General features: G+C 65.6%; 26 protein-coding genes and 1 riboswitch. Of the genes, 3 read left to right on the top strand and 23 right to left on the bottom strand.

What is annotated here, in order from left to right; genetic code table 11:
• Positions 1 to 24: 24 nt before the first annotated feature.
• Genes ccoP through ccoN form a run of 4 tightly spaced genes read right to left on the bottom strand, consistent with a single transcriptional unit; the run spans position 25 to position 3,416 of the window.
• The gene (ccoP, locus tag K8M09_RS09510) at positions 25 to 888 is read right to left on the bottom strand and encodes a cytochrome-c oxidase, cbb3-type subunit III (RefSeq protein ID WP_160784499.1); all 864 of its coding nucleotides are present in this window, start codon (positions 886 to 888) and stop codon (positions 25 to 27) included.
• Positions 889 to 890: 2 nt separating this feature from the next.
• Positions 891 to 1,043: a cbb3-type cytochrome c oxidase subunit 3 gene (locus K8M09_RS09515; protein WP_160784500.1), complete on the bottom strand. Its 153-nt coding sequence runs from the start codon at positions 1,041 to 1,043 to the stop codon at positions 891 to 893.
• A gap of 10 nt (positions 1,044 to 1,053) precedes the next feature.
• Complete coding sequence (gene ccoO, locus K8M09_RS09520) at positions 1,054 to 1,785, bottom strand: cytochrome-c oxidase, cbb3-type subunit II (RefSeq protein ID WP_160784501.1); 732 nt, start codon at positions 1,783 to 1,785, stop codon at positions 1,054 to 1,056.
• An 11-nt stretch (positions 1,786 to 1,796) separates the two neighbouring features.
• Positions 1,797 to 3,416 (bottom strand): cytochrome-c oxidase, cbb3-type subunit I, encoded by a 1,620-nt coding sequence (gene ccoN / locus K8M09_RS09525; RefSeq protein WP_160784502.1) that lies wholly within the window; start codon positions 3,414 to 3,416, stop codon positions 1,797 to 1,799.
• 208 nt (positions 3,417 to 3,624) lie between these two features.
• Between ccoN and K8M09_RS09530 the strand changes: the two genes are divergently transcribed.
• The gene (locus tag K8M09_RS09530; protein ID WP_160784503.1) at positions 3,625 to 4,107 is read left to right on the top strand and encodes a hemerythrin domain-containing protein; all 483 of its coding nucleotides are present in this window, start codon (positions 3,625 to 3,627) and stop codon (positions 4,105 to 4,107) included.
• 3 nt (positions 4,108 to 4,110) lie between these two features.
• Here the strand turns inward: K8M09_RS09530 and K8M09_RS09535 are convergent, their stop codons facing one another.
• The 8 genes from K8M09_RS09535 to hemN all read right to left on the bottom strand — a co-directional run bounded on the left by K8M09_RS09535 (position 4,111) and on the right by hemN (position 11,894).
• Positions 4,111 to 4,821 carry a PAS domain-containing protein gene (locus K8M09_RS09535; RefSeq protein WP_160784504.1) on the bottom strand — a complete coding sequence of 237 codons (711 nt, stop codon included), beginning with the start codon at positions 4,819 to 4,821 and terminating at the stop codon, positions 4,111 to 4,113.
• 236 nt (positions 4,822 to 5,057) lie between these two features.
• On the bottom strand, positions 5,058 to 5,987 hold the full coding sequence (locus K8M09_RS09540; protein WP_160784597.1) for a lipid A biosynthesis lauroyl acyltransferase: 930 nt from the start codon (positions 5,985 to 5,987) through the stop codon (positions 5,058 to 5,060).
• Positions 5,988 to 5,998: 11 nt separating this feature from the next.
• Complete coding sequence (locus K8M09_RS09545; RefSeq protein WP_160784505.1) at positions 5,999 to 7,027, bottom strand: zinc-binding dehydrogenase; 1,029 nt, start codon at positions 7,025 to 7,027, stop codon at positions 5,999 to 6,001.
• 13 nt (positions 7,028 to 7,040) lie between these two features.
• Positions 7,041 to 8,327 (bottom strand): beta-ketoacyl-ACP synthase, encoded by a 1,287-nt coding sequence (locus K8M09_RS09550; protein WP_160784506.1) that lies wholly within the window; start codon positions 8,325 to 8,327, stop codon positions 7,041 to 7,043.
• Positions 8,328 to 8,337: 10 nt separating this feature from the next.
• Entirely contained in the window at positions 8,338 to 9,537 is a 1,200-nt protein-coding gene (locus K8M09_RS09555; RefSeq protein WP_160784507.1) for a beta-ketoacyl-ACP synthase, read from the bottom strand.
• 2 nt (positions 9,538 to 9,539) lie between these two features.
• The gene (locus tag K8M09_RS09560; protein ID WP_119256118.1) at positions 9,540 to 10,022 is read right to left on the bottom strand and encodes a 3-hydroxyacyl-ACP dehydratase FabZ family protein; all 483 of its coding nucleotides are present in this window, start codon (positions 10,020 to 10,022) and stop codon (positions 9,540 to 9,542) included.
• Between the two features lie 112 nt (positions 10,023 to 10,134).
• The gene (locus tag K8M09_RS09565) at positions 10,135 to 10,419 is read right to left on the bottom strand and encodes an acyl carrier protein (RefSeq protein ID WP_119256117.1); all 285 of its coding nucleotides are present in this window, start codon (positions 10,417 to 10,419) and stop codon (positions 10,135 to 10,137) included.
• 125 nt (positions 10,420 to 10,544) lie between these two features.
• On the bottom strand, positions 10,545 to 11,894 hold the full coding sequence (hemN, locus tag K8M09_RS09570; RefSeq protein WP_160784508.1) for an oxygen-independent coproporphyrinogen III oxidase: 1,350 nt from the start codon (positions 11,892 to 11,894) through the stop codon (positions 10,545 to 10,547).
• Between the two features lie 200 nt (positions 11,895 to 12,094).
• Here hemN and K8M09_RS09575 point away from each other — a divergent pair, with 200 nt between their 5' ends.
• Positions 12,095 to 12,820, top strand: a complete 726-nt coding sequence (locus tag K8M09_RS09575; RefSeq protein WP_160784509.1) for a Crp/Fnr family transcriptional regulator — start codon at positions 12,095 to 12,097, stop codon at positions 12,818 to 12,820.
• Between the two features lie 9 nt (positions 12,821 to 12,829).
• On the opposite strand, the gene K8M09_RS09580 is transcribed toward K8M09_RS09575, so the two are convergent.
• The 7 genes from K8M09_RS09580 to K8M09_RS09610 all read right to left on the bottom strand — a co-directional run bounded on the left by K8M09_RS09580 (position 12,830) and on the right by K8M09_RS09610 (position 19,004).
• The gene (locus tag K8M09_RS09580) at positions 12,830 to 13,258 is read right to left on the bottom strand and encodes a L,D-transpeptidase (RefSeq protein ID WP_160784510.1); all 429 of its coding nucleotides are present in this window, start codon (positions 13,256 to 13,258) and stop codon (positions 12,830 to 12,832) included.
• A 129-nt stretch (positions 13,259 to 13,387) separates the two neighbouring features.
• Positions 13,388 to 14,320, bottom strand: a complete 933-nt coding sequence (locus tag K8M09_RS09585) for a phosphatase PAP2 family protein (RefSeq protein WP_160784511.1) — start codon at positions 14,318 to 14,320, stop codon at positions 13,388 to 13,390.
• Between the two features lie 67 nt (positions 14,321 to 14,387).
• Positions 14,388 to 15,374 (bottom strand): adenosylcobinamide-phosphate synthase CbiB, encoded by a 987-nt coding sequence (cbiB, locus tag K8M09_RS09590; protein ID WP_380733973.1) that lies wholly within the window; start codon positions 15,372 to 15,374, stop codon positions 14,388 to 14,390.
• Positions 15,375 to 15,377: 3 nt separating this feature from the next.
• Complete coding sequence (gene cobD / locus K8M09_RS09595) at positions 15,378 to 16,385, bottom strand: threonine-phosphate decarboxylase CobD (RefSeq protein WP_160784512.1); 1,008 nt, start codon at positions 16,383 to 16,385, stop codon at positions 15,378 to 15,380.
• Positions 16,382 to 17,689: a cobyrinate a,c-diamide synthase gene (locus tag K8M09_RS09600; protein ID WP_160784513.1), complete on the bottom strand. Its 1,308-nt coding sequence runs from the start codon at positions 17,687 to 17,689 to the stop codon at positions 16,382 to 16,384. Before K8M09_RS09600 ends, cobD begins: the two co-directional genes overlap by 4 nt.
• Positions 17,686 to 18,528 (bottom strand): uroporphyrinogen-III C-methyltransferase, encoded by an 843-nt coding sequence (gene cobA, locus K8M09_RS09605; RefSeq protein WP_160784514.1) that lies wholly within the window; start codon positions 18,526 to 18,528, stop codon positions 17,686 to 17,688. Before cobA ends, K8M09_RS09600 begins: the two co-directional genes overlap by 4 nt.
• Positions 18,528 to 19,004, bottom strand: coding sequence for a cobalamin biosynthesis protein (locus tag K8M09_RS09610; RefSeq protein WP_160784515.1), 477 nt, complete (start codon positions 19,002 to 19,004; stop codon positions 18,528 to 18,530). The genes cobA and K8M09_RS09610 overlap by 1 nt, the downstream gene beginning before the upstream one ends.
• A gap of 261 nt (positions 19,005 to 19,265) precedes the next feature.
• Here K8M09_RS09610 and K8M09_RS09615 point away from each other — a divergent pair, with 261 nt between their 5' ends.
• Positions 19,266 to 20,051, top strand: coding sequence for a TSUP family transporter (locus tag K8M09_RS09615; RefSeq protein WP_160784516.1), 786 nt, complete (start codon positions 19,266 to 19,268; stop codon positions 20,049 to 20,051).
• A gap of 3 nt (positions 20,052 to 20,054) precedes the next feature.
• Here the strand turns inward: K8M09_RS09615 and cobO are convergent, their stop codons facing one another.
• The 4 genes from cobO to cobU are packed head-to-tail and all read right to left on the bottom strand — an operon-like array spanning position 20,055 to position 26,101.
• Positions 20,055 to 20,696 (bottom strand): cob(I)yrinic acid a,c-diamide adenosyltransferase, encoded by a 642-nt coding sequence (cobO, locus tag K8M09_RS09620; RefSeq protein ID WP_160784517.1) that lies wholly within the window; start codon positions 20,694 to 20,696, stop codon positions 20,055 to 20,057.
• Between the two features lie 17 nt (positions 20,697 to 20,713).
• Complete coding sequence (cobN, locus tag K8M09_RS09625; RefSeq protein ID WP_160784518.1) at positions 20,714 to 24,475, bottom strand: cobaltochelatase subunit CobN; 3,762 nt, start codon at positions 24,473 to 24,475, stop codon at positions 20,714 to 20,716.
• A 42-nt stretch (positions 24,476 to 24,517) separates the two neighbouring features.
• Entirely contained in the window at positions 24,518 to 25,573 is a 1,056-nt protein-coding gene (gene cobW / locus K8M09_RS09630; protein WP_160784519.1) for a cobalamin biosynthesis protein CobW, read from the bottom strand.
• A 3-nt stretch (positions 25,574 to 25,576) separates the two neighbouring features.
• Positions 25,577 to 26,101 carry a bifunctional adenosylcobinamide kinase/adenosylcobinamide-phosphate guanylyltransferase gene (gene cobU / locus K8M09_RS09635; RefSeq protein ID WP_160784520.1) on the bottom strand — a complete coding sequence of 175 codons (525 nt, stop codon included), beginning with the start codon at positions 26,099 to 26,101 and terminating at the stop codon, positions 25,577 to 25,579.
• A 156-nt stretch (positions 26,102 to 26,257) separates the two neighbouring features.
• Positions 26,258 to 26,621: riboswitch (cobalamin riboswitch) on the bottom strand.
• Positions 26,622 to 26,670 lie beyond the last annotated feature (49 nt).

The following is a 26,670-nucleotide window of genomic DNA, read 5'->3' on the forward strand; positions in this document are numbered from 1 at the left end:
CCCTTTCCATTCGAGCATTGGCCGTTATTCCCCGCCGCCCAGCGAATGGACGAAGACGGCAAGCTGCTTGACCGTGGGTTCGCCGAGACGGGGCAGCCATGCGGGCATGACGCCGTGCTTGGGGGCGCGGACCTGAGCGGCGATGGCCGCCTCGCCCTCGCCCTTCAGCCAGATGGCGTCGGCAAGGTTGGGAGCGCCCATATCGCGCATGCCCTTGGCGTCCTCGCCATGGCACGACGCGCAGTTGTCGGCGAAGATCTGCTTGCCGGGTTCGACCAGCGCGGCGTCGGACGGCGTGCCGGTCAGGCTGACGACATAGGCTGCGACCTGCTTGATCTCCTCCGGCTGGAGCATGTCGGCGAAGGCCGGCATTTCCGAAACGCGGGTCTCGTCGTCGCCCGCATGGCGGATGCCGTGGGCGATCGTCTGGAAGATATCGTCCACCGTGCCGCCCCAGACCCAGTCGTCGTCGTTGAGGTTCGGGAAGCCCGGCGCGCCGGCCGCGCCCGATCCATGGCACTGTGCGCAGTTGACCTTGAAGGCCGAGGCGCCGCCGGCAATCGCAAACTGCGAAAGCTGCGGATCGGCAAGAATCTCCTGCAGCGACGCCGTGGCGATCCTGTCGACGAAGCCGGCCTGCGCCGCCTTGGCGTCGGCAAGCTCGACCGCGACATTCTGCCGGCTCGACCAGCCGAGCATGCCCTTGGTCGCATCGGTGATCATCGGCAAGGCCGGAAAAGCGACGATATAGCCGATGGCCCAGAGGATCGTGGCGTAGAACGTCCAGACCCACCAGCGCGGCATCGGGTTGTTCAGTTCGCGGATGCCGTCCCATTCGTGGCCGGTGGTTTCGACGCCCGAGATTTCGTCAATATGCTTCTCGGCCATGATCAGTCCTCCTTGAGAGGGATTTCGGCGGCCCGTTCGGCGGCCTTGCGGGCGCCGGGGCGGAGGGTGAAGAGAACGACGGCCAGGAAGAACAGCGTCATGGCGAGCAGACCCCAGCTATCGGCGAAGTGACGCATGGCGGTATAGGTTTCCATGGGTCCCTCCTCAGCGGTAGCCGGCGGCATCGTCATAGGTGGAGAAGTCCACCAGCGTGCCGAGCATCTGCAGATAGGCCACGAGCGCATCCATTTCGGTGAGCTTCGTCGGATCGCCGTCGAAATCGCCGAGCTTGGCCTTCGGATAGCGGGCCAGGACGCCGGCCGTGTCGGCGTTCGGGTCGGCCTGCGCCCGAAGATCGGCCTCGGCATTGGCGATCATCTCGTCGGTGTAGGGCACGCCAACGCCGCGATTGGCCGTCAGGTGCATGGCGATGTTGGTCGCCTCCAGCTTCGTCTCCTTGAGGAAGGCGTAGCTCGGCATCACCGATTCCGGCACCATCGAGCGCGGCTCGATCAGGTGCTGGACGTGCCATTCGTTCGAGTAGCGGTCGCCGACGCGGGCAAGGTCCGGCCCCGTGCGCTTGGAACCCCACTGGAACGGATGGTCGTACATCGATTCCGCCGCCAGCGAATAATGCCCGTAGCGCTCCACCTCGTCGCGGAACGGCCGGATCATCTGACTGTGACAGACGTAGCAGCCCTCGCGGACATAGATGTCGCGGCCGGCCAGTTCCAGCGGCGAGTAGGGCCGCATGCCCTCCACCTTCTCGATGGTGTTCTCGAGGTAGAAGAGTGGGGCGATCTCGACGATGCCGCCGATGGCCACGACGAGCAGCGAGCCGACGAGAAGCAGCGTCGCATTGCGTTCGAGGAGGACGTGTTTATCAAGAATGGACATGGATCCACCTCCTATTCGGCAGGCTGCAGGGTGGGCGCGGCGCCCGGGATCGGGGCCTCGTCACGCTGGTAGCCGAGGATTGTCATGGTCACGTTGTAGGCCATGATGAGCGCCCCCAAGAGGAACAGCCCACCGCCGACGGCGCGCAACGTGTAATAGGGGAACATGGCGGCGACCGTTTCGGCGAACGAGTAGACCAGGAAGCCCTGCTCGTCGTATTCGCGCCACATCAGGCCCTGCTGGATGCCGGCCACCCACATGACGGCCGCGTAGACGACGATGCCGAGGGTTGCGAGCCAGAAGTGCCAGTTGACCATGCGGATCGAGTAGAGCCGCTCGCGCTTCCACAGCTTCGGAACGAGGAAGTAGACCGCGCCGAAGGTGATGAGGCCGTTCCAGCCGAGAGCGCCAGAATGCACGTGACCGATGGTCCAGTCCGTATAGTGGCTGAGCGCATTGACCGAGCGGATCGACATCATCGGGCCTTCGAAGGTCGCCATGCCGTAGAAGGCGACGGACATGACCAGCATGCGCACGATCGGGTCGGTGCGGACCTTGTCCCATGCCCCCGAAAGCGTCATCAGGCCGTTGATCATGCCGCCCCACGAGGGCATCCAGAGCATGACCGAGAAGACCATGCCGAGCGTCTGCGCCCAGTCGGGCAGAGCCGTGAAGTGCAGGTGGTGCGGGCCGGCCCAGATATACATGAAGATCAGGGCCCAGAAGTGGATGATCGACAGGCGGTAGGAATAGACCGGACGGTTCACCTGCTTCGGGATGAAGTAGTACATCATGCCGAGGAAGCCGGCCGTCAGGAAGAAGCCCACGGCGTTATGGCCATACCACCACTGGGTCAGCGCATCCTGCACGCCCGAGAAGGCCGAATAGCTCTTCACGCCGAGGAACGAGACCGGGATCGCCAGGTTGTTGACGATGTGCAGCATGGCGATCGTCACGATGAAGGCCAGGAAGAACCAGTTCGCCACGTAGATGTGCGGTTCCTTGCGGGTCATGATCGTGCCGAGGAAGGCGACGAGATAGGCGACCCAGACGACCGTCAGCCAGAGGTCGACATACCATTCCGGCTCGGCATATTCCCTGCCCTGCGTGATGCCGAGCAGATAGCCGGTGGCGGCCATGACGATGAAGAGCTGATAGCCCCAGAACACGAACCAGCCGAGATTGCCGCCGAAGAGGCGCGCCCGGGACGTGCGCTGCACGATGTAGAAGGACGTCGCGATCAGGGCGTTGCCGCCGAAGGCGAAGATCACCGCCGAAGTGTGCAGCGGGCGCATGCGGCCGAAGTTGAACCACGGCTCGATGTTGAGATCGGGGAAGGCAAGCTGAAGCGCCACGACGACGCCCACCAGGAAGCCCGTGACACCCCAGAACACCGTCGCGACGACGCCGTACTTGACGACCTCGTCGAAGTAGCCGTCGTCCTCTACGGCCGGCGCGCGGCCGGCGGGCGCGAAGGAGACGCGCCGGACCATGAAGAGCGTGCTGGCGAGCAGCACGAAGAAGAGGACCCACATATGGGCCTCGAAGAGCCTGTCCTGGGCAAAGGCCGCGCCGAGAAGGGCGAGGAACGCCCCCACGGCCAGGACGATCGTTTCCGTTACATATTTCATCGTTGGCATCCCCCAACTCGTCGATTTCTCGCGACGGCCGGTCCCGCACGGAATCGGCCATTACGCTCGACTGAGCCTTCGCAGATGCGGCGCAAACCCTCCTTGACATGGATCAAGGCACGAAGCGGAAGCCGGCGGCATCAAGAGACAGGTTGACGCAGCCGCGCGTCGCGACGCCGCGGCCCCTTCCCCAACGAGGAAGCACGATATGACGGACTATACAGGCATCGCCCGGCTGCTTTCGGATCGCCCGACGGACGCCGTTTCACTCGACTGGCTGAAAAAGGCCCACGACGCCCAGCTCACGCTCTGCACGGCGCTGGAGGAGATCGCCGACAGCCTGCCGACCAACATCAACCGGCAGAAGTGCATCTATGCCGCCAAGTCCCTGATCCCCCTCATCAACGGCATTCACCGCTATGAGGAGGAGGCCCTGTTTCCCATGCTGGAGACGAAGGGGCCGGACAACCGGGAACTGACCGAATCCATCGCCCGGCTGAAATTCGAGCATGTCGAGGACGAGTGCTTCGCCGAGGAACTGACCGACACGCTGAACCGCCTCGGCAGCGGCGACGGCACCGTGAACGCGGAAGCCGCGGGCTACATGCTCCGCGGCTTCTTCGAATCGATCCGGCGTCACATCGCTTTCGAGCAGCAGTTCATGCTGCGCGGCGCGAACCCGGCCTCCTGAGTTTCAGGCGGCCATGGGATCGCGCGATTCCACCCGTTCCTGAAGAACGAGGATGGCGCCGAGCACCTTGCCCGCGCTCGACCGGCACGGCGTCATACGACAATATGTCATGGCGTTGCCGCGCCGCGGCGACATGTAGTCGAACTCGACCACCTCGCCGGCAAAGCAGCGGTCGAGATGCCGCTTCGCCTCGCCCTCGAAACGCTGCACGCCGATGAACTCGGCAACATGCCGCCCGACGAGATCGATGGGCTTCTCGCTGAAACTTTCCGCATTGAGCGGGTTGGAGTAGAGGTATCGGTAATGCGTCGTGACGACGAAGACGCGGTCCGGCAGGCTGTCGAGGATCGCCTCGTTGAGCAGCCCGTCTTCCGCGACGCGCAGGGCAGCCATAGGCCGCGCCACCTCGGCCGCAGCGGAAGCGACCGGCCTTGCGGCCGCCTCGGTTCCGAAATAGCGGTCCAGCAGCAGCTTGAAATTATGCGCCTGCCGGAGCACGCAAGCCCTGTCCTCCGATTCCTCCCGGAGAAGATCCACCACGAGCTGGAACTGGGAACGGATCTCTGAGGCGTCCGTCGCCTCCTTCTGCAGCACGGCCAACAACGCCGGCTCGATTTCCCTGTCCAGCATGGCGACGAGATTCTCGTTTCCGGCCTTCACCGCATGCTGGAGTTGTGAATACTTAAACCAGAACAACTCTACAAGAGCTTTCAATTCATGCTCCCTAATTGCTGAGAACTACAGCAATTGCACCACAATATTACTTAATCTGTTCAGAAGCGCGGTAGATTTTGATCGAACCCTCCTGAAGGCACGCCCTCAAAAACGTTTACATTAGCAAAATGGTAACAGCGCCCAAAGAGATGTCAAACCAATAATGCAGGAAAAAGCGCGTAAACAGGAAAATTGAACGCGTTCAATTCTGAAGGAACAATAAAGAAGATCGATGCTCAAGTATTAAGGTTATGCTTGATGTTCCAGCGGTCGTGATACCACAGCCATTGGCCGGGATATTCCCGCACCCATTGCTCCACCTTGTCGTTTAGCATCTGGGCGGTCGCCTCGACGTCGATGGCGCCGTTCGCCTTGCGGGGGATCGCCATCGCCGGCTCCAGCTCGAGACGATAGCGATTGCCCGGCAGGCGAATGCAGCGGGCGGGATAGACCTCGCAGCCGAACTGGCGGACGAGCTTTGCCAGAAGCGGATTGGTCTGCACGTCGCGGCCGAAGAATTTGGTGTGCAGGCCCCGCGTGAACTTCTGGTCGACCAGCACGCCGACTGGTCCGCCGCCCTCCAGTTTGCGGGCGAGCGTGAAGGAGGAGCCGGCATGGGACGGCACCAGCTCGCCCATGCGCGCGCGGCGGAATTCGAACACCTTGTCGGCGACATAGGGATTGTTCGGCGGGCGGAAGAGCACCGTCACATCCAGCCCGAAGGCAGCGCCCGCCACCGGCAGAAGCTCGAAATTGCCGGTATGGGCGGTGAAGACGATGAAGGGGCGCGGATTGTCGCGCAGGTCCACGAAGAGCGGAATGCCGGACACCTCGATACGGCCCGGCTCCGTCTTCTCCGGATCGAAGTCGAACAGCTTGTCGAGGAAGACATATTCGGCGGCAAGCCGGCCCATATTGCCCCAGGCATCGAGCGCGATGGCCTCGATCTCCGCCTCGGATTTTTCCGGATAGGCATTGCGCAAGTTCGTCAGCGTCAGCTTGTGGCGGCGCGTCTTCGGGCCGACCCAGCGCGCCATGCGATCCGCGAAATTGATCGCACCGTCCGCCGGCAGCAGCTTCAGGATGTTCAAGAGGCCGAAGGCGAACTGCGCCACCAGCCATTGCTTGAGGTTCCTGAACGCCAGGACGAGGCGTGTGACGATCATCTTCACCGCGATCAATCCAGCTTCAGGACGATCTTGCCGAAGATCTGGCGCGATTCCATGCGCTCCAGCGCGGTCTCGATGCCGTCGAAGGTGACTTCCGTGTCGATGACCGGATGCACGATGCCGCGCGCCATCTTCTGCATGGCGTCCGCCATGTTCTCCATGCGGCAGCCGAAGGAGCCGAGGAGCTTGAGCTGCTGCTGGAACAGCATCATCAGGTTCATGTCGGTGGAAACGCCCGAAGTGGAGCCGCAGGTAACGAGGCGGCCACCGCGCTTGAGGCAGAGCATGGAGCCGGCCCAGGTGTCCTTGCCGACATGTTCGAAGACGACGTCGACGCCCTTCTTCTTCGTCAGCTTGCGCACGACGCCCTCGAAGCGGTCTTCGCGGTAGTTGATGACGTGATCGGCGCCGAGCGCCTTGGCTTTCTCGATCTTGTCGTTCGAGCCGACCGTGGTGATGACGGTGCAGCCGATCTTCTTGGCAAGCTGGATCGCTGCCGTGCCGATGCCCGAGCCGCCGGCATGGACGAGGATCGTCTCGCCGGGTTCGAGCTTGGCGTTGTCGAAGAGCATGTGCTCGACCGTGCCGAAGGTGACGGGCGCAAGCGCCGCGGCGACGGCATCGATGCCGGGCGGTGCCGGAACCAGCAGGCGGGCGGGAAGGTTCACCTTCTCCTGCGCGAAGCCGTCGAGATGGAAGCCGTAGACGCCGCCGACATGTTCGCACAGATTGTCGCGCTTCTCGCGGCAGGGCTTGCACAGGCCGCAGGTGCGTGCGCCGTAGATGGAGACGAGCTGGCCGGGCAGAACGTTGGAAACGCCCGGGCCGAGCGCTTCCACGACGCCGGCGGCTTCCGCGCCGATGACCAGCGGCATCTTGCGCTTGGCAAAGGCCATGCCGCGCCAGCCCCAGACGTCGATATGGTTGAGGGCGACGGCCTTGACGCGCAGCGTCACCTCGCCGGGGCCGGGAGCCTCCGGTTCCGGGATATCGGTGATTTCGAGCTTGCGGTCGTCGAGAAGCTGGAGGGCGCGCATGGTAGACTTCCTATCAGGCCGGTTCGGCCGTCATCACGAGGCTGGCGTTCTGGCCGCCGAAGCCGAAGGAGTTGGACAGAACCGCCGTGACGCGCGCATCGCGCTTCACGTTCGGCACGACGTCGAGAAGGATCGTCGGGTCCGGGTTCGTGTAGTTGATGGTGGGCGGCAGGGTGCCGGTCAGCATGGTCTGGATCGAGAACACCGCCTCGACCGCACCGGCGGCCGTCAGCGTGTGACCGATCATCGACTTGTTGGACGAGACAGGGATATTCGCCAGCTTGTCGCCGAAGACGGTCGACATGGAGAGATATTCCATCTTGTCGTTTTCCGGCGTCGAGGTGCCGTGGGCGTTGATGTAGCCGATGCCGCTCTCGTCGATGCCGGCGTCTTCCAGCGCCGCGCGGATCGTCGCAATGGCGGGGCCGCCATCCGGCGAGGAGCGCGTGCGGTGGAAATGATCCGCCTTCTCGCCGCAGCCCTTGAGGATGCCGAGCACCCTGGCGCCGCGGGCAATGGCCGATTCCAGCGATTCCAGCACCAGCGTCGCCGCGCCTTCGGCGATGACGAAGCCGTCGCGGTCCTTGCTGAACGGCTTGGAGGCCTTGGTCGGCGGGTCGTTCTGTGTGGAGAGCGCCGAGAGCAGCGCGAAGCGGATCAGCGCTTCCGCCGTCACGGAGCCGTCGGTGCCGACAGTCAGCGCGCGGTCGGTGCGGCCCTGGCGGATCGCCTCGACGCCGAGCTGGATCGCCGTCGCGCCGGAGGCGCAGGCGGTCGACAGCGTCACCGGCAGGCCGCGCGTGCCGTAGCGGTCGGAAAGCCGCTCGGAGATGGAGCCGAAGGCCCAGGCTTCATGCAGCGCCGCGCTCGGATGCTCGCGCAGAACGGCGAGGAAGCGATCATAGGCATCGCCCGGGCGCTGCGAGGCCGGCGCACGGTCGGCGAGCGCGAAGCGGTCGCGCCAGTCCGGCTCGATCGGCGGAGCGGCGAGGAAGAGCGGGCCGCCGAATTCGCCGGAGATACCGGCCTGCGCCAGCGCCTCGTCCGTCGTCTCGCGGGCATAGGCATAGGAGCGCTCGACCGGGTTTTCGACCGGAACGTCGATAAAATCGACCGTGCCGGAAATGCGGGTGTTCAGCCCGTCGACCGGGAAGCGGGTGATGTCATGGATGCCCGAGACGCCGCCGGTGAGCGCGGCCCAGTTGTCCTTGAGGCCCTGCCCCAGCGAGGTGACCACGCCCATGCCGGTGACGGCGACGATGGGGCGACCGAGATGATCCCTGTAAGCGGCATTCGTCATGGCCGGAACCTCACTTCTCTGCGGAAAGGATGGCGACGCCCTCGCCGCGCGAATGGCCGACCGTCGTGACGACGGCCGTTGCGGCGGGTGCGCTCATGGCGGCTTCGACGACCGTATCGAACGGCGCGACCTTGACGCCCGCGCCGAGCGTCAGGGCGGCAAGCGCAAGACCGAGCGGGAACTGCGCTTCGAGCGACTGGCCGATGACGGCGCTGTAGCCGCGCAGGGCGCTGCCGGCAAAGCGCTTATCGAGCCAGGCCTTTTCACGGGCCGTCGCATCATGTGCGCCGGATGCGCCGGAGAAGACGACGGTCTCGTTGCCGGTCGAAGCGCCTTCGGCAAGACGCTCGAGGCGTGCTTCCAGCCGGCCTTCGTCGCGCGAGCCGCGGTCGCCGCCGATGGCGTCGATGGTCGCGTAGATGCGCGCGCCACGGGCTTCGGCATGTTCACGGGATTCCAGGATCAGGAAGGCAGCGGCCGAACCGGTGATGATGCCGCCACCGGCGTTTTCATCACGCGACCAGAGCGGCGTCCAGCCGCCCGTCGCATGCGCGCCGATGGCTTCGTAAAGCAGGATGACGTCCTGTCGTTCCGCAACGAGCGCGCTGCCGACGAGCGTATGCGTCGACTGGCCGGAGCGGATGCGGTGGAAGGCGGTCTCGACGGCGCTGATGCCGGCGGCTTCCTCGCCCATGAAGGTGCGCGACGAGCCGGTGACCTTGTGAACGATGGAGATATTGCCGGCGAGCAGGTTCGAAAGCTGGGCGAGGAAGAGCGTCGGGCGCAGTTCCGTGGTCAGCTTCTCGTTGAGCAGGCGTTCGCGATCGTTGCGCTTCAGGCCCTCGTCGACGATCAGCGAATCGACGGCGATATCGCGCTCGCCGCCGCCGGCCGCCACGATCATGTCCATCGTGCCGCAAGCATCCGCATTGTCCTTGAAGCCGGCATCGTCCAGCGCCAGGCCCGCGGCGAAGACGCCGAGACGCTGCCAGTTTTCCATCTGGCGCTGGTCGCCGCGCTTGGCGATCTGCTGGTTCCAGTCGATCTCCGGCATCGGATGGACCGGATAGGGCGCGAAGCGCTCCGTATCGATCTTCAGCTCGGGAGCCTTCGCGCTACCCAGAATCTGCACATGGGCCTCGGCCCCGACACCGTGACAGGTGACGATACCGACGCCGGTGATGACCACATCGTTCTTCGCCTTCGCCATGCTCACTTCCCTTCAGCAGACGCTGCCAGCGCCTCGAACAAACCCACCTCGCCCGCGCGCTTGCGCACGATATCGGCGAGCGGCACTTCGGCAAACGGCATGGTGCGCAGCTTGAGCTGCGCGTCGCACACCTTCTTGCCGGCCGACGTAATCTTCGTCTTCGTCACGGCATAACCCGATCCGTCATGCTCCAGCACGGCCTCGATGTCGAGCACCGCATCGGGCTCGACGAAGGTGCGCATCTTCGCGCCGTCGACGCTCATCAGGAAGGGCATGGCCGCGAAATCGGACGCCGCCAGCACGAGGAAGCCGGAAGCCTGCGCCATGGTCTCGATGAGGAGCACGCCCGGAACGAGCGGCATGCCCGGGAAATGGCCCTCGAAGACCGGGCTTTTGGACGGGACCACGGAACGCGCTTTCAGCACGCGGCGCGCGCCGTCGACGGCTTCCACCCGGTCGATCATCTGGAAATATTCTAGCAGCATCGGATATGCCTCCGCCGAAAACCGAAAGGCCTGCCGAAGACGGCAGGCCGATAGCCCCTTGCGCCGGGATCGTCCGGAACAGCGCCGCCAGCGGCGGCCGGGCGCCGTGTGATCAGGCCTTGGCGGCCCGCAGTTCGTCGATCTTGGCGCAAAGGTTCTTCAGGACGAAGTATTCTTCCGTCGCGACCTTGCCTTCGTTGACGTCCTGCGTCCACTTTTCCAGCGGGATCTTGATGCCGAATTCCTTGTCGATCGCAAAGACGATGTCGAGGAAGTCCAGGCTGTCGATGCCGAGATCGTCGATCGTGTGGCTTTCCGGCGTGATCGTCTCGCGATCGATCTCGCTCGTTTCAGCAATGATGTCGGCAACCTTGTCGAATGTAGCAGTCACGCCCATACCTCATGAATCTATAGTTGGGGCGATCCTATATGGAAATCCGACGCGATTGCCAATGGGGTTGATGAGGGACCTGCATGGCTCGCGCGTCTGTGTTGCGCAAAGACCATGGCTGCGGCCCGCTATCAGACCGCGACGGAATGCCGGCCGCGCCCGCTCGCAAGATGCGCGTCGAAGACCGCCGCCACCGTGCGGGCGAAAGGCCGGCCCGCCGCCGTCAGGATGAACCGATCCCCCTCGATGCGGCCAAGGCCGTCCCTGTCCGAGGCGGCGAAGCTGCGGGCCTCGGCCCGGATCGCCGGCGCGAAGGCCGGATGGCGGGCGGCAAGATCGGCAAAGGAGAAGCCGAAATCGCACATGACGCGCTCGATCACATAGGCGCGGGCGCGGTCCTCCTCCGTCAATGCATAGCCGCGCACGACCGCGACGCCCTCCTCCTCCACCCGGCGCAGATATTCCCCCGTCGCCGGCATGTTCTGGAAATAGCCCTGCGGCAACTGGCCGATGGCGGACGCGCCAAGGCCGATCAGGGCGTCCGCCCGGTCGTCGGTATAGCCCTGGAAATTGCGGCGCAGCGTGCCTTCCCGCGCGGCGACGGCGAGCCGGTCGGCCGGCAGGGCGAAATGATCGATGCCGACGGCCTCGTAGCCGGCGGCGACCAGCATCTCCGCCGCCATCGCCATCTGGGCGAAACGCTCGACGACACCCGGCAGCGCGGCCTCGTCTATCATCGTCTGGTGCTTCTTCATCCACGGCACATGGGCATAGCCGAAAAGCGCGACCCGGTCCGGCGCAAGCGAGACGACGGCGCGGACGGTCTGCGCCAGCGTCTCCATCGTCTGGTGCGGCAGGCCGTAGAGAATGTCGCAGTTGACCGAGCGCACGCCCCTCGCCCTCGCCGCCTCCGCCACGCCGCGCGTCTGCTCGAAGGTCTGGATGCGATTGATCGCCGTCTGCACCCTGGGATCGAAATCCTGGATGCCGAGGCTGGCGCGCGTCATGCCGATGGCGGCGAGCGCGTCGTGCCGGGCCTCGTCCAGATCGTTCGGGTCCATCTCCACCGCGATTTCGGCATCGGGCGAGAAGGCGAAATGCCGGTCGAGACAGCGTTTCAACGCCACCATGTCGTCCGGCCGCAGCAAGGTGGGCGAACCGCCGCCGAAATGCAGCGCCGTGACGGGCGCATCGCGAGACACGCGGCTGCCAATGGCCGCAATCTCCGCATGAAGCCCTTTCAGATAGGCCTCGACCGGCTCGTAGCGCAGCGTCTGCTTGGTGTGACAGGCGCAGAACCAGCAAAGACGGTCGCAATAGGGAATGTGCGCGTAGAGCGACAGGCGATTCGCGGCGCCCAAGGCCTCCAACCCCTGCAGATAGGCCTGTGGACCTACACTTTCGTCGAAATGCGGCGCCGTCGGATAGCTCGTATAGCGCGGAACGGGGGAAGAAAGGCGTTTTACGAGTGCGTCCTGCATGGGATTCTCCTTCTGGGAAGGGAAATAACCCCGAAACGATTCCAGCCATTTGATTTTGATCAAGTGAAAGCCGTCAGGACTGCGCTACGATTTGACAATAGTCAGGAAGCGCTATTTCGCCGCGAGGCGACACGCTTTATGTTCATGTTTGCGTGCGGTAGCACGGCTTTGTCATGCCGCCAGGGGAAGGGACAATCGATATGGAAGTTCGCCGCCAGGATATCCATAACTCCGATATTCCGCTGGTTTGCCGGGCCTGCGAGGCGCGCCACGGCGGCGTCTGCGGCGCGCTGACGCCCGAGCAACTGACCGAGCTGAACAAGCACACCTTCCGCCACCGGCTGGAAACGGGCGCCGAGGTGATCGGTCAGGGCGAGACGGTCGTGAATTATTCCAACATCATGCGCGGCGTGGTGAAGCTGACGAAGGTGATGGCGGACGGCCGCCAGCAGATCGTCGGCCTGCAGTTCGCTCCCGATTTCCTCGGCCGCCCCTTCCTCGAGGAAAGCGCGATCACCGCCGAGGCCGCCACCGAAAGCGAGGTCTGCAACTTCCCGCGCAACGTGCTCGACCGTCTCGTCAAGAAGACGCCCGAGCTGGAGCACAAGCTGCACCGGCAGGCGCTGAAGGAGCTGGACGAGGCGCGCGACTGGATGCTGACCCTCGGCCGCAAGACGGCGCAGGAGAAAGTCGCAAGCTTCCTCTACCTCATCGCCATCCATATCGACCCGGAAAGTGTCGATACGTCGTCCTTCGACCTGCCGCTTTCGCGCGCCGACATCGCCGATTTCCTCGGCCTGACCATCGAGACCGTCAGCCGGCAGTTCACCAAGCTGCGCAAGGAAAACGTCATCCACATCGAGAACAACCGCCACGTCACCGTGCCCGACATGGACCGGCTGATGCGCCACGCGGGCAACGACTGAGGCATCGCCTCAGCGCGTGATGACGATCCGCGTGTTGGCGAGGCCATGCGTATTGGCGAGCTGGTAGAACGTCGCCGCATTGTTCGGCGAGAGCCGCACGCAGCCATGCGAGGCGGGACGGCCGAGGCGCTTGGTGTCGAAGGTCGCATGCACGGCATAGCCGCCATTGAAGAAGATCGCATAGGGCATCGGCGCATTGTCGTATTTGCGCGAGCGATGATTGCGCGAGGCCCATTTCGCCTTCCAGTTCCCTGTCGGCGTGCCAAAACCCTTGCGGCCCGTCGAAACGCGCCAGCGGTGTTTTACGATGCCGTTCTGGCTGACCACCATGGTTTGCGAAGAAAGACTGACCTCGGCCGTCAGATTAGCGGCAAGAACGGCCTCCGTCTGGAACAGCACAAGAAGGAACGCGACCGCGGTCGCAAGCAAGGTACGCATGACTTCCCCTCTCCTCGATTGCACATGACCTTTCCGTCATGTCTCACAGCGAGACAGAGTATAGACGTTTCAGCCTTCCACAATATTGACGCGCACAGCGAAAATTGAACGAAGCCGAGGGGAACATTCTTAACGGGCCGGTTGGGGAACGGCATATCTGCCTAAACCCGCACCACGCCCCAGAATACATGCCTTGAGGACAGCGACGATAAGGATCGCCAGGCCAAGACCGGCAACGATATCGACGAAATAATGACTGCCGTGCGAAATCGCCGAGATAGCCATGCCGATATTCAGAAGCACCATCGGCCATTTCACTGCGCGGACCGCTGATGCCGCCCATGCGCAAAGAAAAGCAGTGCCGGCGTGTACGGAAGGAAATGTCAGGATACCGGCGGCTCTATCGGCCGAGAGCAAAAAGGCCACGGAATCCCTTACGGCATGGAACTGCTTCAGGAAGGCATAGCCGAAATATGGATTGAGGTTTTTCAGGGACGCAGGATCAACGTCGAGCGTGACATGCGCGCCCAATGCGGGAAACCAGATCGAAATCACGCTCGCGGACATGCAGAGCAGGCCGAATGCGGCGACAAGCATGTAACCTCGTACCGCATGTCCTAGCACCACGAGAAGCAGCGGAAGCAGGAGAAGCTGGTACATGAAGCTCTGGTACGCGGCAAAAAGGGCCGTGGCGAGCCAGGGTATCCCGTCAATCACATGCGCGAAGGCGAGCCAATCGAAGCCGAGGCTCCGGTCGAGGCCGAGCAGCCTTTCGTCCGCAAGAGGCAAGGCGAAGGAAATCGCCGTATAGCTCCAGACGAGACCGGCATAGGAGATCAGGACTGCGCATCCCAGCACATCCATGAGGCCACGCAACATGATCATGCCGCGCCAGTGCAGATAGAAGGCAAGCGCGAACAGCAGGACGACTGACGGCAGGACGCTGTAGAACGACTGCCGGTCGAGCGTGACCTTCGTCCAGGGAAGCACGAGCAACCCGCAGCATGCGGCAACCGTCACCGTAAAGAGTGCGATACGTGCGCGTGTCAATTCTGAAGACATCAATTCCCGTTCCGGCTGGAGACGAGTTCAATATCCGACGCGCGGCTAAAGATACTTTAAACAGTCCTCAAAATAAGCCCGCGCCAAGGGCAGCCAGCAGCACGGCAAAGGCCAGAACGGCGCAGGCCCCGGAGAAGATGCGGAGCGACAGATCGATATCGGCGGCCGTTGCGACGGTGCGGCCGCTGGCGTTCATCATCGGCTCGTCGACGCGCGCGCCGCCATAGATGCGCGGGCCGGCGAGACCGATGCCGAGCGCGCCGGCCATCGCCGCTTCCGGCCAGCCGGAATTGGGCGAGCGATGGAGGCCGGCATCGCGCAGCGCCGCGCCTATCGCCGCCCGCGCCGCCGCCCTGCCCTTGGCCATCCATGCACCGGCGGCGATGAAGAGGATGGAAAGGCGGGCTGCCGGCCAGTTGGCGAGATCGTCGAGGCGGGCGGAGGCCCAGCCGAAATCGAGATATTTCGCATTCTTGTGGCCGATCATGGAATCGGCCGTATTCAGCATCTTGTAGGCGAAGAGGCCCGGCAGGCCGAACAGCGCATACCAGAAGGCCGGCGCGACGACGCCGTCGGAGAAATTCTCCGCAAGGCTTTCGATGCCGGCGCGGCAGACGGCCGGCTCGTCCAGCGTCGCCGGATCGCGGCCGACGATCATCGACACCGCCTGCCTGCCCCCCTCGATGCCGCCTTCGCGCAGGCCGACGGAAACGGCGCGCACATGATCGTGAAGGCTTTTCTGGGCGAGAAAGACGGCGACAACCGCAATCTCTATGGCCGCGCCGAACAGCCCGAACGATGCCAGAACCCGATGCAGGACGACGCCGAGGAAGACGCTGGCGGCAAGCAACACGGCGATACCGGTTGCGCCGTTGAAGCGCCGCGTCTCGGCGGAAAGGCGCTTTTCATTGAAGAGCCGGTCCATCGCGCCGATCGCCTTGCCGAACAGCACGACCGGATGCGGCACGCGCCGCCAGAGTGCGTCGGGGTCGCCGACGATGCGGTCCAGCACCAGCGCGAGGAACAGGATGAAGAGCGTGCAGCCCATGCCCATGGTTCAGCCCATCACCGCGCCGAGCGCGGCGGCAAGCCGGGCGTCCGACGCCGCATCCGGCGCAAGGCCGAAGCGCAGCCAGCGGGGATTGTAGTCGAAGGGCCGCACCAGAATATGATGGCGGCAAAGGCCTTCATGGATGGCGGCGGCCGCGGCATGGTCGACCAGCGAGAACAGGCCGGTGCCGCCGGCGACAGCAAGCCCGGCACCGGCAAGCGCCGCATCCAGCGCGGCCTTGCGCTGCGCGATATCGTGGCGGATGCCCGATGTATCGGCGGCCATCAGCGCCGCCGCGATGGTCAGAGCGGGGCCGGAGACGGCCCAGGGACCCAGCCCGTCCTCGATGCGATCCAGAACGGCCGCCTCGCCGATGACGAAGCCGAGCCGCAGGCCCGCAAGGCCGAAGAACTTGCCGAAGGAGCGGAAGACCAGAAGGCCGGGCATGCCCTCGCCGGCAAGCGGCGCGATGCAGGTTTCCGGGCGCATGTCGCCGAAGGCCTCGTCGACAACGAGGAGGCCGCCCGTCGCCGAAACGCGGGCATGGAGCGCGAGAAGCGCATCGCGCGGGACAAGGCGGCCGTCCGGGTTGTTCGGGTTGACGACGACGACGAGGCCGTGGGCGTCCGTCACCGCATCGAGGCTTTCCACGCAATCGACCGCCACGCCGGCATTGCCGAGCACGCGGGCATATTCGCCATAGGTGGGCGCGAGAACGGCGGCGCGGCGGCCGGCAGCGATCAGACGCGGCAGGAGCTGGATAACGGATTGCGTGCCGGGAACGGGCAGCGGCTGCGCCTTGGGAGCACCGTAATAGCGGGCGGCGGCGGCGCGGGCCGCATCCTGGCGATGACGATCCGGCAGGCGGTGCCAGGCGGCGATATCGACCGGCGGAAGGGCGACGGGATTGGGATTGATGCCGGTGGAAAGGTCCAGCCAGTCCTCCGGCCGGCCACCGAAACGCGCGGCGGCGGCGGCGATGCCGCCGCCATGGGCGATGCGCGGCGCGGTCATGCGGCCTCCGGCGAAAGATCGATCAGGTGCATGTAGGAGCCGCTGACGGCACCGCGGCGAAGGCCGGCCTGACCAAGGTCCTCGCCCATCGCATCCGTGACGGCGAACAGCCGGTCGGCCTCTCCCTCATGCAGCACGGTCGAATAGTGGAATTCATGCGCGGTCATTGGCGCGGTGAAACCGGAGCCGGCCAGCGGCGCGACACGGCGATAACCGAGATGGCGGCGGCGCTCAGCAAAGCTGGTGACGAGCGGCAGCAGGCCGAGCATGCCATGGCGGGTTCCGTCCGCCGCAACCAGCCCTTCCCCCAGAACCATATAGCCCCCGCATTCGCCGTAGATGCGCGCCCTCCGGCGCGCTGCCTCTCCCATGCCTTGGCGGAAACGGCCGGCATTGGCAAGGGTCGCGGCGTGGAGTTCCGGGTAGCCGCCGGGCAGATAGACGGCATCGGCATCGGCGGGCGGCGGCTCGTCTGCCAGCGGCGAGAAGAAGGCGAGGCTCGCCCCCATCCCGCGCCAGCCCGAAAGCAGATGCTCGTAGCTGAAGGCGAAGGCCCGGTCGCGGGCGACGGCGATGGTCTGCCCGAGCGGCGGCAGGCACGCGGCGGCGGGCGCGAAAGGTTGCGCCGCACGCATCTGCGCGATCGCGACGAGGCGTTCGAGCGCGCAGTTCTTCGAGACGACCTCTGCGGCATGGGCGATGAAGGACGCCAGCGCGTCGTGTTCCCCGGCCTGTACGAGACCAAGATGGCGTTCCGGCAGGCCAAGCGCGGGATCGGCCCGCAGAACGCCGAAAATCTCGATGCCGCTCGCCTCCAACGCCCCGCGCAGCATCGCCTCGTGGCGGGCGCTGCCGACCTTGTTGAGAATGACGCCGGCCACATGCACATCGCTGCGGAAATCCGTGTACCCCTTCACCATCGCGGCCACGGATTGCGACAGGCGGCTGCAATCGACGACAAGCACGACCGGCAGGCTGAGCGTGACGGCAAGATCGGCCGGCGCGCCGGAACCGTCGGCCGCGCCGTCGAAGAGGCCCATCATCGCCTCGACCAGCAGGAAATCCCCCTCGCCGGCCTGCATGGCGGCATTGGCGCGGATCAGTTCCGGGCGCATCGCCCAGGGATCGTAGTTGAGGCAGGGTTTGCCGCTGGCGGCGGCATGGAAGGCCGGGTCGATGTAATCCGGCCCCGCCTTGCCGGAGACGAGGCGTACGCCGGCATCGCGAAGCGCCCGGGCAAGGCCGAGCGTCACCGTCGTCTTGCCGGAGCCGGATGCGGGCGCGGCGATGAGCAAGCCGCTCATGCCGGATCCTTCAATTCGCGCGAGCCGAAGGGATCGGCGGAAAGCCGGCGCCCCTGCGTCAGCGCACCGAGCCAGTCGAGCGAGGCGCGCAGCCGCACGACCTCGCCGACGACGACGATGGCGGGCGGCTCGATCCCGGCCGCCTCGGCATCCGCCTGCGCGCGGGCAAGCGTGGTTTCCAGCACCGCCTGCTCGCCGGTCGCGGCATTGCAGACGAAGGCGACCGGCTCGTCCGGCGCGCGGCCGCCAGCGATGAGATTGGCGGCGATCTGGCCGATATGCTTCATCGCCATATACATGACGATAACGGGCGAGCCCTTGGCGATGCCTTCCCAGTTGATGCGATCCGGCACGAGGCCGGAGGAATCGTGGCCGGTGAGGAAGGTGACGGCGTGGTTGACCTCGCGATGCGTCACCGGAATGCCGGCATAGGCCAGCCCGCCGATACCCGCCGTGATGCCCGGCACGATGCGGAAGGGGATGCCGTGCTCGACCAGCGTCAGCGCCTCTTCCCCGCCGCGCCCGAAGACGAAGGGATCGCCGCCCTTCAGCCGCAGCACGCGATGGCCGGCGCGCGCCAGCTCGACCAGCCGCAGCGAGATATCGCGCTGCTTGTGTGAGGGCTTGCCGCCACGCTTTCCGGCGAATTCCAGCACCGCGCCGGGACGGGCGAGCGACAGGCACTCGGCATTGACCAGCGCGTCATGCACGATGACATCGGCCTGCTGCAGCGCATTGGCGGCGTGCAGCGTCAGGAGACCCGGATCGCCGGGTCCGGCACCGACGAGCCAGACAGTGCCTTTTTCCATCGGCGGAAGGGCGGAGAACAGGCCGTGCATCAGGCACACTCCCGGCTTGAATCAGAATGTAAGGAAGCGGAATCGAGCGCGGAGGAAACGGCGCCAAACGCCTGAAAAGACTCGGCAACCGCCGCCGTGGCATGGGCGGATTTCGTCTTGCCGACGATCAGGCGTGCGCCCGCGCCGGCCTGCGCCAGCGCCGCCGCCTCGGCAACGCCATGGCAGCCGGTATGGGCGAAGACGATATCGGACGGATTGGCAAGGCGCGGCGTCTCGGCTTCCAGCCGGTCGGCCGGGAAGGTCACGAGCGGCACGGAAAAATGCTCCGCCACGGCCTGCATGGCCGGCTCCCCGGCGCGCGTATCCAGCGTCGCGACGAAGGCGACATCCCCGGGCCGGGCGACGACGGAGACGGCGAGCGCTACGAGTTCGGCGGGCGGCGTGCCGCGTTCGCAGCCGAGGCCGAGAACGAGCGGGCGTCGTCGAATATCGGGTGATGGGGCCTTGGCATACATGGGCGGTTTCTCGCAAATTCCACGCGAAAGGCCCGGCCCTGCCGTTTCCGACGGTCCCGGATGAGGCCCCTCTGGGTCAGCCGCACCGGACACCGCTCGGCCCGCCTGGCGGGCACCGTCGCCCATCCTTAGTATCGAAGGGCCGCAGGCCGGTCAAACCGGATTGCGGCACGCAGGACGCAAGATGCGGCAGGCCTTGCTTTTGACGCGCAGTCTGACAGAAGTGCGCCCATTGCCTTCCTCGCTCTCCCGAGTCCCGCCGTGGCCGATATCGCCCTTCACATCCTCGTCTTCCTGTTCATCGCCGCCTTCCTCGCCGGCTTCATCGATTCCATCGCGGGCGGCGGCGGCATGATCACCATTCCCGCCATGCTGCTCGCCGGCATTCCGCCGCTGCACACGCTCGGCACCAACAAGCTGCAATCGCTGTTCGGCGCAGGCTCTGCGACCATCGCCTATGCGCGCGCCGGCCATGTGCGGCTTTCCGAGCAATTGCCGATGGCCGCGCTCTCGGCGCTCGGCGGGGCCTTGGGGGCCTTGCTGGCGACGGTGGTTCCCGGCGACGTGCTGAAGACCTTCATGCCCTTCCTGCTGGTGGCCATCGCCGTCTATTTCGGGCTGAAGCCGAATATCGGCGACGTCGACAGGCACCGGCGCATGAGCGTCTTCCTCTTCACCGTCACCGTCGTGCCGCTGATCGGCTTCTACGACGGTGTCTTCGGCCCCGGCACCGGCTCGTTCTTCATGCTGGCCTTCGTCACGCTCGCCGGCTTCGGCGTGCTGAAGGCGACGGCGCATACCAAGCTCCTGAACTTCGGCTCCAATGTCGGCGCCTTCGCCGTCTTCGTCTCCTACGGCGTCGTCCTGTGGAAGGTCGGCCTCGTCATGGGCGCGGGGCAGTTCCTCGGCGCGCAGGCCGGCTCACGCGTGGCGATGAAGGCGGGCGTCAAGGTCATCAAGCCGCTGCTCGTCATTACCTCCATCGCGCTCGCCATCCGCCTGATGGCCGATCCGAGCCACCCGATCCGCGTCTGGCTCGGCTGGTAGGGCTCAGTATTCCACGCCCTGCTGCGCCTTAATGCCCGAGCGGAACGGGTGCTTCAAAAGCTCCATCTCGGTCGCAAGGTCGGCGATTTCGATCAGTTCTTCCTTCGCGTTACGGCCCGTCAGCACGACATGCGTCATGTAGGGCTTCTCGTTCTTCAGGAAGTCGATGACCTCGTTGACGTCGATATAGTCGTAGCGCAGCGCGATGTTGATCTCGTCGAGCAACACCATGGAATTACGCTCGTCGCGGATCAGGTCCTTGGCCTTCTCCCAGGCCTTCTGAGCCATCGCCACGTCGCGGGCGCGGTCCTGCGTTTCCCAGGTAAAACCCTCGCCGAGCGTGAAGAACTGGCAGAGATCGGAAAAATGCGCCTCGATGAGGTCGCGCTCGCCCGTCACCATCGCCCCCTTGATGAACTGCACCACCGCGCAGGGCTTCTTGTGGGCGATGTGGCGGAAGATCATGCCGAAGCCGGCCGTGGACTTGCCCTTGCCTTTGCCCGTATGGACGATGACGAGACCCTTCTCGTCCGTCTTCGTCGCCATGATCTTCTCGCGCGCCTGCTTCTTCTTCGCCATCTTCTCCGAATGACGGGCAAGCTCGGCTTCGCTCATGCCGGCGGTTTCGTCGTGGTTCTCGCTCATCTTTCTTCCCTTCCCTCTCAGGACGCCTTGCGGGCGCCCAGCATATCCAGTTCGAAGCGCGCCGAATTGGAGCGCGGCGTCCAAAGCCCCCGGTCTATCGCCTCGGCGAAGCGCGCCGCCATTTCGGCAAGCGCCGCCGGGTTCTTTTCCGCGAGAAATTCCCGCACGCGCTCGTCCAGCACATAGGCCTGGTAGGCCGCCTCGAAATGATGATCCTTCACCGCGCCGGTCGTGGCGGCGAAGGCGAACATGAAATCGACCGTCGCGGCAATCTCGAAGGCGCCCTTGTAGCCATGGCGCATGACGCCGTCGATCCATTTCGGATTGACCACGCGGGCGCGCACGACACGGCCGATCTCGTCCTCCAGCGTGCGCACGACGGGCGTTTCCGGCCGCGACAGGTCGTTGTGGTAGACGACCGGCTGCTTGCCGGAAAGATGCTCGGCGGCAGCGGCCATGCCGCCCTCGAACTGGTAATATTCGTCGCTGTCGAGCAGGTCGTGCTCGCGGCTGTCCTGGTTCTGGATGACGGCCTGAAGGCTCCGCATGCGCGCCTCCAGCCGTTCGCGCATCGGCACGCCATCCCCGTCTCCGTCATAGGCATGCGCGCCCCAGGCAAGCCATGCCTCGGCAAGGTCGCCCCGCTCGGTCCAGAGCCCCTCGTCCATCATGGTCTGGAGACCCGCGCCGTAGCCGCCGGACTTCGCGCCGAAGATGCGGAAGCCGGCTTCCCGGACCGCCTCGTGCTCGCAAATGCCCTTTTCCGCCAGCGCCGCCGCCTCGGCGCGCATGCGCGCGGCGATGGGATTGTCCGCATCGTCCTCGTCCAGCGCCCCGACGGCGCGCACGGCGCGGTCGAAGAGCGCGATCTGCTCCGGGAAGGCATCGCGGAAGAAGCCGGAAATCCGAAGCGTCACGTCGACGCGCGGATGGCGAAGCGTGGCGGGCGGGATGATCTCGAAGCCGGTGACGCGGCGGGAGGCCATGTCCCAGGTCGGCCTGACGCCGATCAGCGCCATGGCCTGCGCGATGTCGTCGCCGCCGGTGCGCATGTTGGAGGTGCCCCAGGCGGTGATACCGAAGGAGGTCGGCCATTCGCCATGGTCCTGCGCGTAGCGGGTGACGATGAGTTCGGCGGATTTCCGGCCGAGTTCCCAGGCGGCGGGCGTCGGCACGGCACGGCTGTCGACGGAGTAGAAGTTGCGCCCCGTCGGCAGCACGTCCGGCCGCCCGCGCGTCGGCGCGCCGGAAGGGCCGGGTTCGACGAAGCGCCCGTCTAGGCCCCGCATCAGCGCGGCGATTTCGGCCGGCCCGCAAGCGGCGATAGCGGGGCGGATGGTCGTTTCGATTGTGTCGAGCACGGCGCGGGTCGCCGGCCAGTCCTCCGGGCACGGCAGGGTGCCGTCCACCAGTCCGGTCGCCAGAAGCTCGATGCGCTCCACCGTGTCGCCATTGCTGCGCCACGGGGCGTCGGATTGCGCGGCGAGGATCGGCGGGCGCGGGCCGTGCCATGGGTCGGACGTTATGCAGTCGAGCGGGTCGAAGGCAAAGCCGCCCAGCGCATCCGCCGCAATCGCCCGCTGCAGGCTTGCCTCGCCGCCCTCGCCCAAGCCGCGCGGCACGCGGGCCAGCGCCACCGTCAGGTCGGTGAGCAGCCGCCCCTCCGGCGAGACGCCGAAGACGTGGAGGCCATCGCGAATCTGCATTTCCTTGAGGTCGCAGAGATAGGCGTCGAGCTTCTGCAGCGCCGTCTCCTCGCCATCGGACCTGGCAATGCCGGCGTCGCGGTCGAGGCCGATGTCGCGCACCAGATCGAGAATCTGCTTCGACAGCAGCCTGATGCGGCGGGGATCGCCGCCGGAGGCATCGTAATATTCGTCGACCAGCGCTTCGAGGTCCTTGAGGGGACCGTAGGTCTCGGCCCTGGTCAAAGGCGGGGTCAGGTGATCGATGATGACGGCCGCGGAGCGGCGCTTGGCCTGCGTGCCCTCGCCGGGATCGTTGACGATGAAGGGATAGAGATGCGGCACCGGGCCGAGAACGGCTTCGGGATAGCAGGCCTCCGACAGCGCCAGCGCCTTGCCCGGCAGCCATTCGAGATTGCCGTGCTTGCCCATATGCACGATGGCATGGGCGCCGTAGTGGGCGCGCAGGAAGGCGTAGAAGGCGAGGTAGCCATGCGGCGGCACGAGGTCCGGCGAATGGTAGGTGTCCTTCGGATCGATATTGTAGCCGCGCGCCGGCTGGATGCCGACCGGCGTCTCGCCGAAACGGGCGAGCGGCAGGGCGAAGACGTCGCCGGCAACGAAGGGATCGTCTTCCGGAGCACCCCAGCGCTCCGTCATTTCCCGCTGAATCACCTTCGGAAGCGAGGCGAAGAAAACCTTGTAATCCTTCAGGGAAAGCGTCTCGCGGATTTCCTTTCCGTCGCGCGCCGCATTGGTCGGACCGGCCATGAGATGGGCGATCAGCGCATCGCCATCCGCGGGCAGACCGGCGACCGCATAACCTTCCGCCGCCATGGCGCGCAGCACCTCCATCGTGCCGGCCGGCGTATCGAGGCCGACGCCATTGCCGAGACGGCCGTCGCGGTTCGGGTAATTCGCCATGACGAGGGCGACGCGGCGCTCCTGCGGAGCCGCGCGCCGAAGCCGCGCCCAGCCGGCGGCGAGCTTCGCAGCAAAGCGGATGCGATCCTCGACGGGATCGAGGCTCACGATGTTGGTCTCGACCCGCTCGTCATAACGCGCGGCCGCCTTGAAGGAGACGGCGCGGGAGAGCACGCGGCCGTCGACCTCCGGCAGCGAGACGTTCATGCCGAGGTCGCGCGCCGTCAATCCCTGCCCGGACGCCTCCCAGGCCTCGCGCGAGGAGCCGGAGAAGATGACCTGCAGGACGGGCGCGCCCGTCTCGTCGAGCACCGTCGGCTTACGGCCCGCGCCGGGCGCGGACACGGCGAAGCTTGTGGCGTTCAGGACGATTTCCGGGCGGATATCGGCGAAGGCGGCGCGGACCGTCTCGATGGAAACGGCCTCCTTGAGACTGGAAACGAAGAGCGGCAGGGTACGGACGCCTTCCGCAGCCAGCGCCTCGATGAGCATTTCGACGGGGCGTGTCTCGCCGCTCTGGACATAGGCGCGGTAGAAGCAGACCACGGCTGTCGGGGGTTCGAATCCCTCCCCCGAGACCGCTTTCGCAGCCATGCTCCGCCACGTCGCGATATCCACCACGCCCTGCCCCGGCCACCAGATTCCCGCCTTTTCCAGCGGCATGGCCGGCTCGGGCTTCCGCCCGCCGAGAACGAGCGCATCCGCATAGGCGAGGAAGCGATCCGCATTGTCCGCGCCGCCCTCGTTGAGATAGGCCCAGAGGCTCCGCCGGTCCTCGTCCTCGATACGGTTGAAGGGAACCAGCCCTTCGTCCGGCCGGTCGTCGCCGGGCAGCGCGACGAGCTTGATGCCATTGGCGACGGCCGTTGCCAGCAGGGCCTCCAGCACGTAATGGAAATAGCTGGCGCCGCCGAGGGCGCGGATGACGATGAGCCTGGCATGCCGCGCCGTGCGCTCGATATAGGTATCGACCGACATGGGATGCGACAGCGTGGCGAGGCTGGCGAGGCGCAGGCGCGCTTCGCCGCCCCGCGCGCGATGCGCGGCGGCGATGGCCGCCAGTTCCGTATCGGCGGCGGAGAGGAAGAGGATATCGCCCGGCGTCTGGCCGAGGTCGATAGCCTCCCTGCCATCGGCGATGGTGCCCTTCTGAGCTAGCAGGAGATGCATGACGCGCCTCCCGTTATGTACCGCCGCCGATCCATATCGAAATCACACCGCCGCGGCGATGGCCGCGCGCACGGCCGCCTCGTCCATATCGTGCAGGCCGATGACGACGAGGCGGGTGCCCCGGGTCTCGCCAGGCGTCCAGGCGCGTTCGAAATAGGTGTCGACGCGGCTGCCAACCGCCTGGACGAGCAGGCGCAGCGGCTTGCCGGGCACGTCGGCGAAGCCCTTGAGGCGCAGCACGTCATGCTCGGCGATCACGCCCTTCAGGCGTTCGGTGAAGGCTGCCGGATCGGCGACCGGGCCGAGTTCGACGACGAAGCTTTCGAATTCGTCGTGATCGTGGTCATGCTCCTCGCCGCCCTCGTGCTCCAGCTCGTGGTGCGACTTGCGGTTGGCGATATCGTCTTCCGTGCCCACACCCAGGCCGAGCAACACGGCGGCGGCGACGTCGCCGTTCCGCGCCTCGATCATCGAGGGCTTGCGGGCGATGCGGGAGGCGACTTCGTCGCGGACGGCCTGGAGGCCGGCGGCGTCGATGAGGTCGGTCTTGTTGAGAACGATGAGGTCGGCGGCGGTAAGCTGGTCCTCGAAGAGTTCTTCCAGCGGGCTTTCATGGTCGAGGTTCTCGTCCTCGGCGCGCAGCGCATCCACCCTGTCGTGGTCGTCTGCGAAGCGGCCAGCGGCGACGGCGGCGCTGTCCACCACGGTCACGACGCCGTCGACCGTCACCTGCGTCTTGATTTCCGGCCAGTTGAAGGCCGCGACGAGCGGCTGCGGCAGGGCAAGGCCGGAGGTCTCGATGACGATGTGATCCGGGCGGTTCTCGCGCTCCAGCAGCTTCGACATGGTGGGGATGAAATCATCCGCGACCGTGCAGCAGATGCAGCCATTGGTCAGCTCGATGATGTCGTCTTCCGTGCAGGCTTCGGCCCCGCAGCCCTTCAGCACGTCGCCGTCGACGCCAAGGTCGCCGAATTCGTTGATGATGAGTGCGATGCGTTTTCCCCCGGCATTCTGCAGGAGATTGCGGATCATGGTCGTCTTGCCCGCGCCGAGGAAGCCGGTGATGACGGTGGCGGGAATCTTCTGTTGCAGCATGGCTCAACCCTTCATTTTCAGCGGCAGGCCCGCCGCGAGGAAATAGACTTCAGGCACGAGGGCGGCGACCTTCTGGTGCAGCCGCCCGGCATGGTCGCGGAAATCGCGCGCCATGCGGTTATCCGGCACGATGCCGAGACCGACCTCGTTCGAGACGAGGATCAGCCGGCCGGGCGCCGTCTTGATGGCGTCGAGAAGGCCGGAGAATTCGGCGACCATGTCGCGCTCCTCCAGCATCAGGTTCGTGACCCAAAGCGTCAGGCAATCGACCAGCACCGCGCGGTCGGGGCGCGCCATCTCGTTTATGCGGGCGGCAAGCGCCAGCGGTTCCTCATGGGTCACCCAGCCGTCGCCGCGATCCTTGCGATGATGGGCGATGCGCTCGCGCATCTCCTCGTCAAAGGCGCGGCCGGTGGCGATGTAATGGCGTAAAAGACCGCTCGCGGTGACAAGGCCTTCGGCGAAGGCGGATTTTCCGGAACGCGCGCCCCCCAGAACCAGGACGGCTCCGGACGATGTCTCGGTCATGTCAGGCAGCCCTGGCGATCGCGCCGCTGAGGAAGCCCATGCATCGACCTGCCCGTAGCGGGCCGGTCATACCGGACGCGACACCGCCCTTTCGGCGGAAAACAGCCATGACAACCTCCGTGCTGGCAGTTGGGAGAACCCTCCCCGGTCGGGCGCTATTGCCCTCATTGGCTGGCAGGTCTCCTGGCTCGCAGCGTCCGGCGCATCAGCGCCTGCGGGTTCCCTTCGCCTTCCCGGGCGGTCTGCATCGCGAAAGGCGGACGATTCGTAGAAAAAGAGGCGTCCGGCCCCGGCTTATCGCGATGCCACCCAGTGGCTTTTCCGGTCGGCGTCCCGTTTGCAGTCCATGGGCACCATTGCCCCGGCTCCGCGCCCGTTCCTCAACCGGACAGGGTCCCCTCGCCACTCTACAGTCGCGGGGTCGGCCGTGATTGCGGCGTCCGGTCGGACTGCCGCGTCACATTCCCATTTGCTCCCCGATCCGTCGCCGGATTCGGGAACCATCCAATGTCCGGATGATTATGCTTCCGCCGGATGCGAGTCAATCGACCGCCGCCGGCACGCACAGC

It is taken from the genome of Shinella zoogloeoides (assembly GCF_020883495.1).
Taxonomy (GTDB): domain Bacteria; phylum Pseudomonadota; class Alphaproteobacteria; order Rhizobiales; family Rhizobiaceae; genus Shinella; species Shinella zoogloeoides.

Excerpts from the sequence above, each read along its gene's own strand:
- ccoP (WP_160784499.1), bottom strand. The coding sequence starts at position 888 with ATGGCCGAGAAGCATATTGACGAAATCTCGGGCGTCGAAACCACCGGC.
- K8M09_RS09515 (WP_160784500.1), bottom strand. The coding sequence starts at position 1,043 with ATGGAAACCTATACCGCCATGCGTCACTTCGCCGATAGCTGGGGTCTG.
- ccoO (WP_160784501.1), bottom strand. The coding sequence starts at position 1,785 with ATGTCCATTCTTGATAAACACGTCCTCCTCGAACGCAATGCGACGCTG.
- ccoN (WP_160784502.1), bottom strand. The coding sequence starts at position 3,416 with ATGAAATATGTAACGGAAACGATCGTCCTGGCCGTGGGGGCGTTCCTC.
- K8M09_RS09530 (WP_160784503.1), top strand. The coding sequence starts at position 3,625 with ATGACGGACTATACAGGCATCGCCCGGCTGCTTTCGGATCGCCCGACG.
- K8M09_RS09540 (WP_160784597.1), bottom strand. The coding sequence starts at position 5,987 with ATGATCGTCACACGCCTCGTCCTGGCGTTCAGGAACCTCAAGCAATGG.
- K8M09_RS09545 (WP_160784505.1), bottom strand. The coding sequence starts at position 7,027 with ATGCGCGCCCTCCAGCTTCTCGACGACCGCAAGCTCGAAATCACCGAT.
- K8M09_RS09550 (WP_160784506.1), bottom strand. The coding sequence starts at position 8,327 with ATGACGAATGCCGCTTACAGGGATCATCTCGGTCGCCCCATCGTCGCC.
- K8M09_RS09555 (WP_160784507.1), bottom strand. The coding sequence starts at position 9,537 with ATGGCGAAGGCGAAGAACGATGTGGTCATCACCGGCGTCGGTATCGTC.
- K8M09_RS09560 (WP_119256118.1), bottom strand. The coding sequence starts at position 10,022 with ATGCTGCTAGAATATTTCCAGATGATCGACCGGGTGGAAGCCGTCGAC.
- K8M09_RS09565 (WP_119256117.1), bottom strand. The coding sequence starts at position 10,419 with ATGGGCGTGACTGCTACATTCGACAAGGTTGCCGACATCATTGCTGAA.
- hemN (WP_160784508.1), bottom strand. The coding sequence starts at position 11,894 with ATGCAGGACGCACTCGTAAAACGCCTTTCTTCCCCCGTTCCGCGCTAT.
- K8M09_RS09575 (WP_160784509.1), top strand. The coding sequence starts at position 12,095 with ATGGAAGTTCGCCGCCAGGATATCCATAACTCCGATATTCCGCTGGTT.
- K8M09_RS09580 (WP_160784510.1), bottom strand. The coding sequence starts at position 13,258 with ATGCGTACCTTGCTTGCGACCGCGGTCGCGTTCCTTCTTGTGCTGTTC.
- K8M09_RS09585 (WP_160784511.1), bottom strand. The coding sequence starts at position 14,320 with ATGTCTTCAGAATTGACACGCGCACGTATCGCACTCTTTACGGTGACG.
- cbiB (WP_380733973.1), bottom strand. The coding sequence starts at position 15,374 with ATGGGCATGGGCTGCACGCTCTTCATCCTGTTCCTCGCGCTGGTGCTG.
- cobD (WP_160784512.1), bottom strand. The coding sequence starts at position 16,385 with ATGACCGCGCCGCGCATCGCCCATGGCGGCGGCATCGCCGCCGCCGCC.
- K8M09_RS09600 (WP_160784513.1), bottom strand. The coding sequence starts at position 17,689 with ATGAGCGGCTTGCTCATCGCCGCGCCCGCATCCGGCTCCGGCAAGACG.
- cobA (WP_160784514.1), bottom strand. The coding sequence starts at position 18,528 with ATGCACGGCCTGTTCTCCGCCCTTCCGCCGATGGAAAAAGGCACTGTC.
- K8M09_RS09610 (WP_160784515.1), bottom strand. The coding sequence starts at position 19,004 with ATGTATGCCAAGGCCCCATCACCCGATATTCGACGACGCCCGCTCGTT.
- cobO (WP_160784517.1), bottom strand. The coding sequence starts at position 20,696 with ATGAGCGAGAACCACGACGAAACCGCCGGCATGAGCGAAGCCGAGCTT.
- cobN (WP_160784518.1), bottom strand. The coding sequence starts at position 24,475 with ATGCATCTCCTGCTAGCTCAGAAGGGCACCATCGCCGATGGCAGGGAG.
- cobW (WP_160784519.1), bottom strand. The coding sequence starts at position 25,573 with ATGCTGCAACAGAAGATTCCCGCCACCGTCATCACCGGCTTCCTCGGC.
- cobU (WP_160784520.1), bottom strand. The coding sequence starts at position 26,101 with ATGACCGAGACATCGTCCGGAGCCGTCCTGGTTCTGGGGGGCGCGCGT.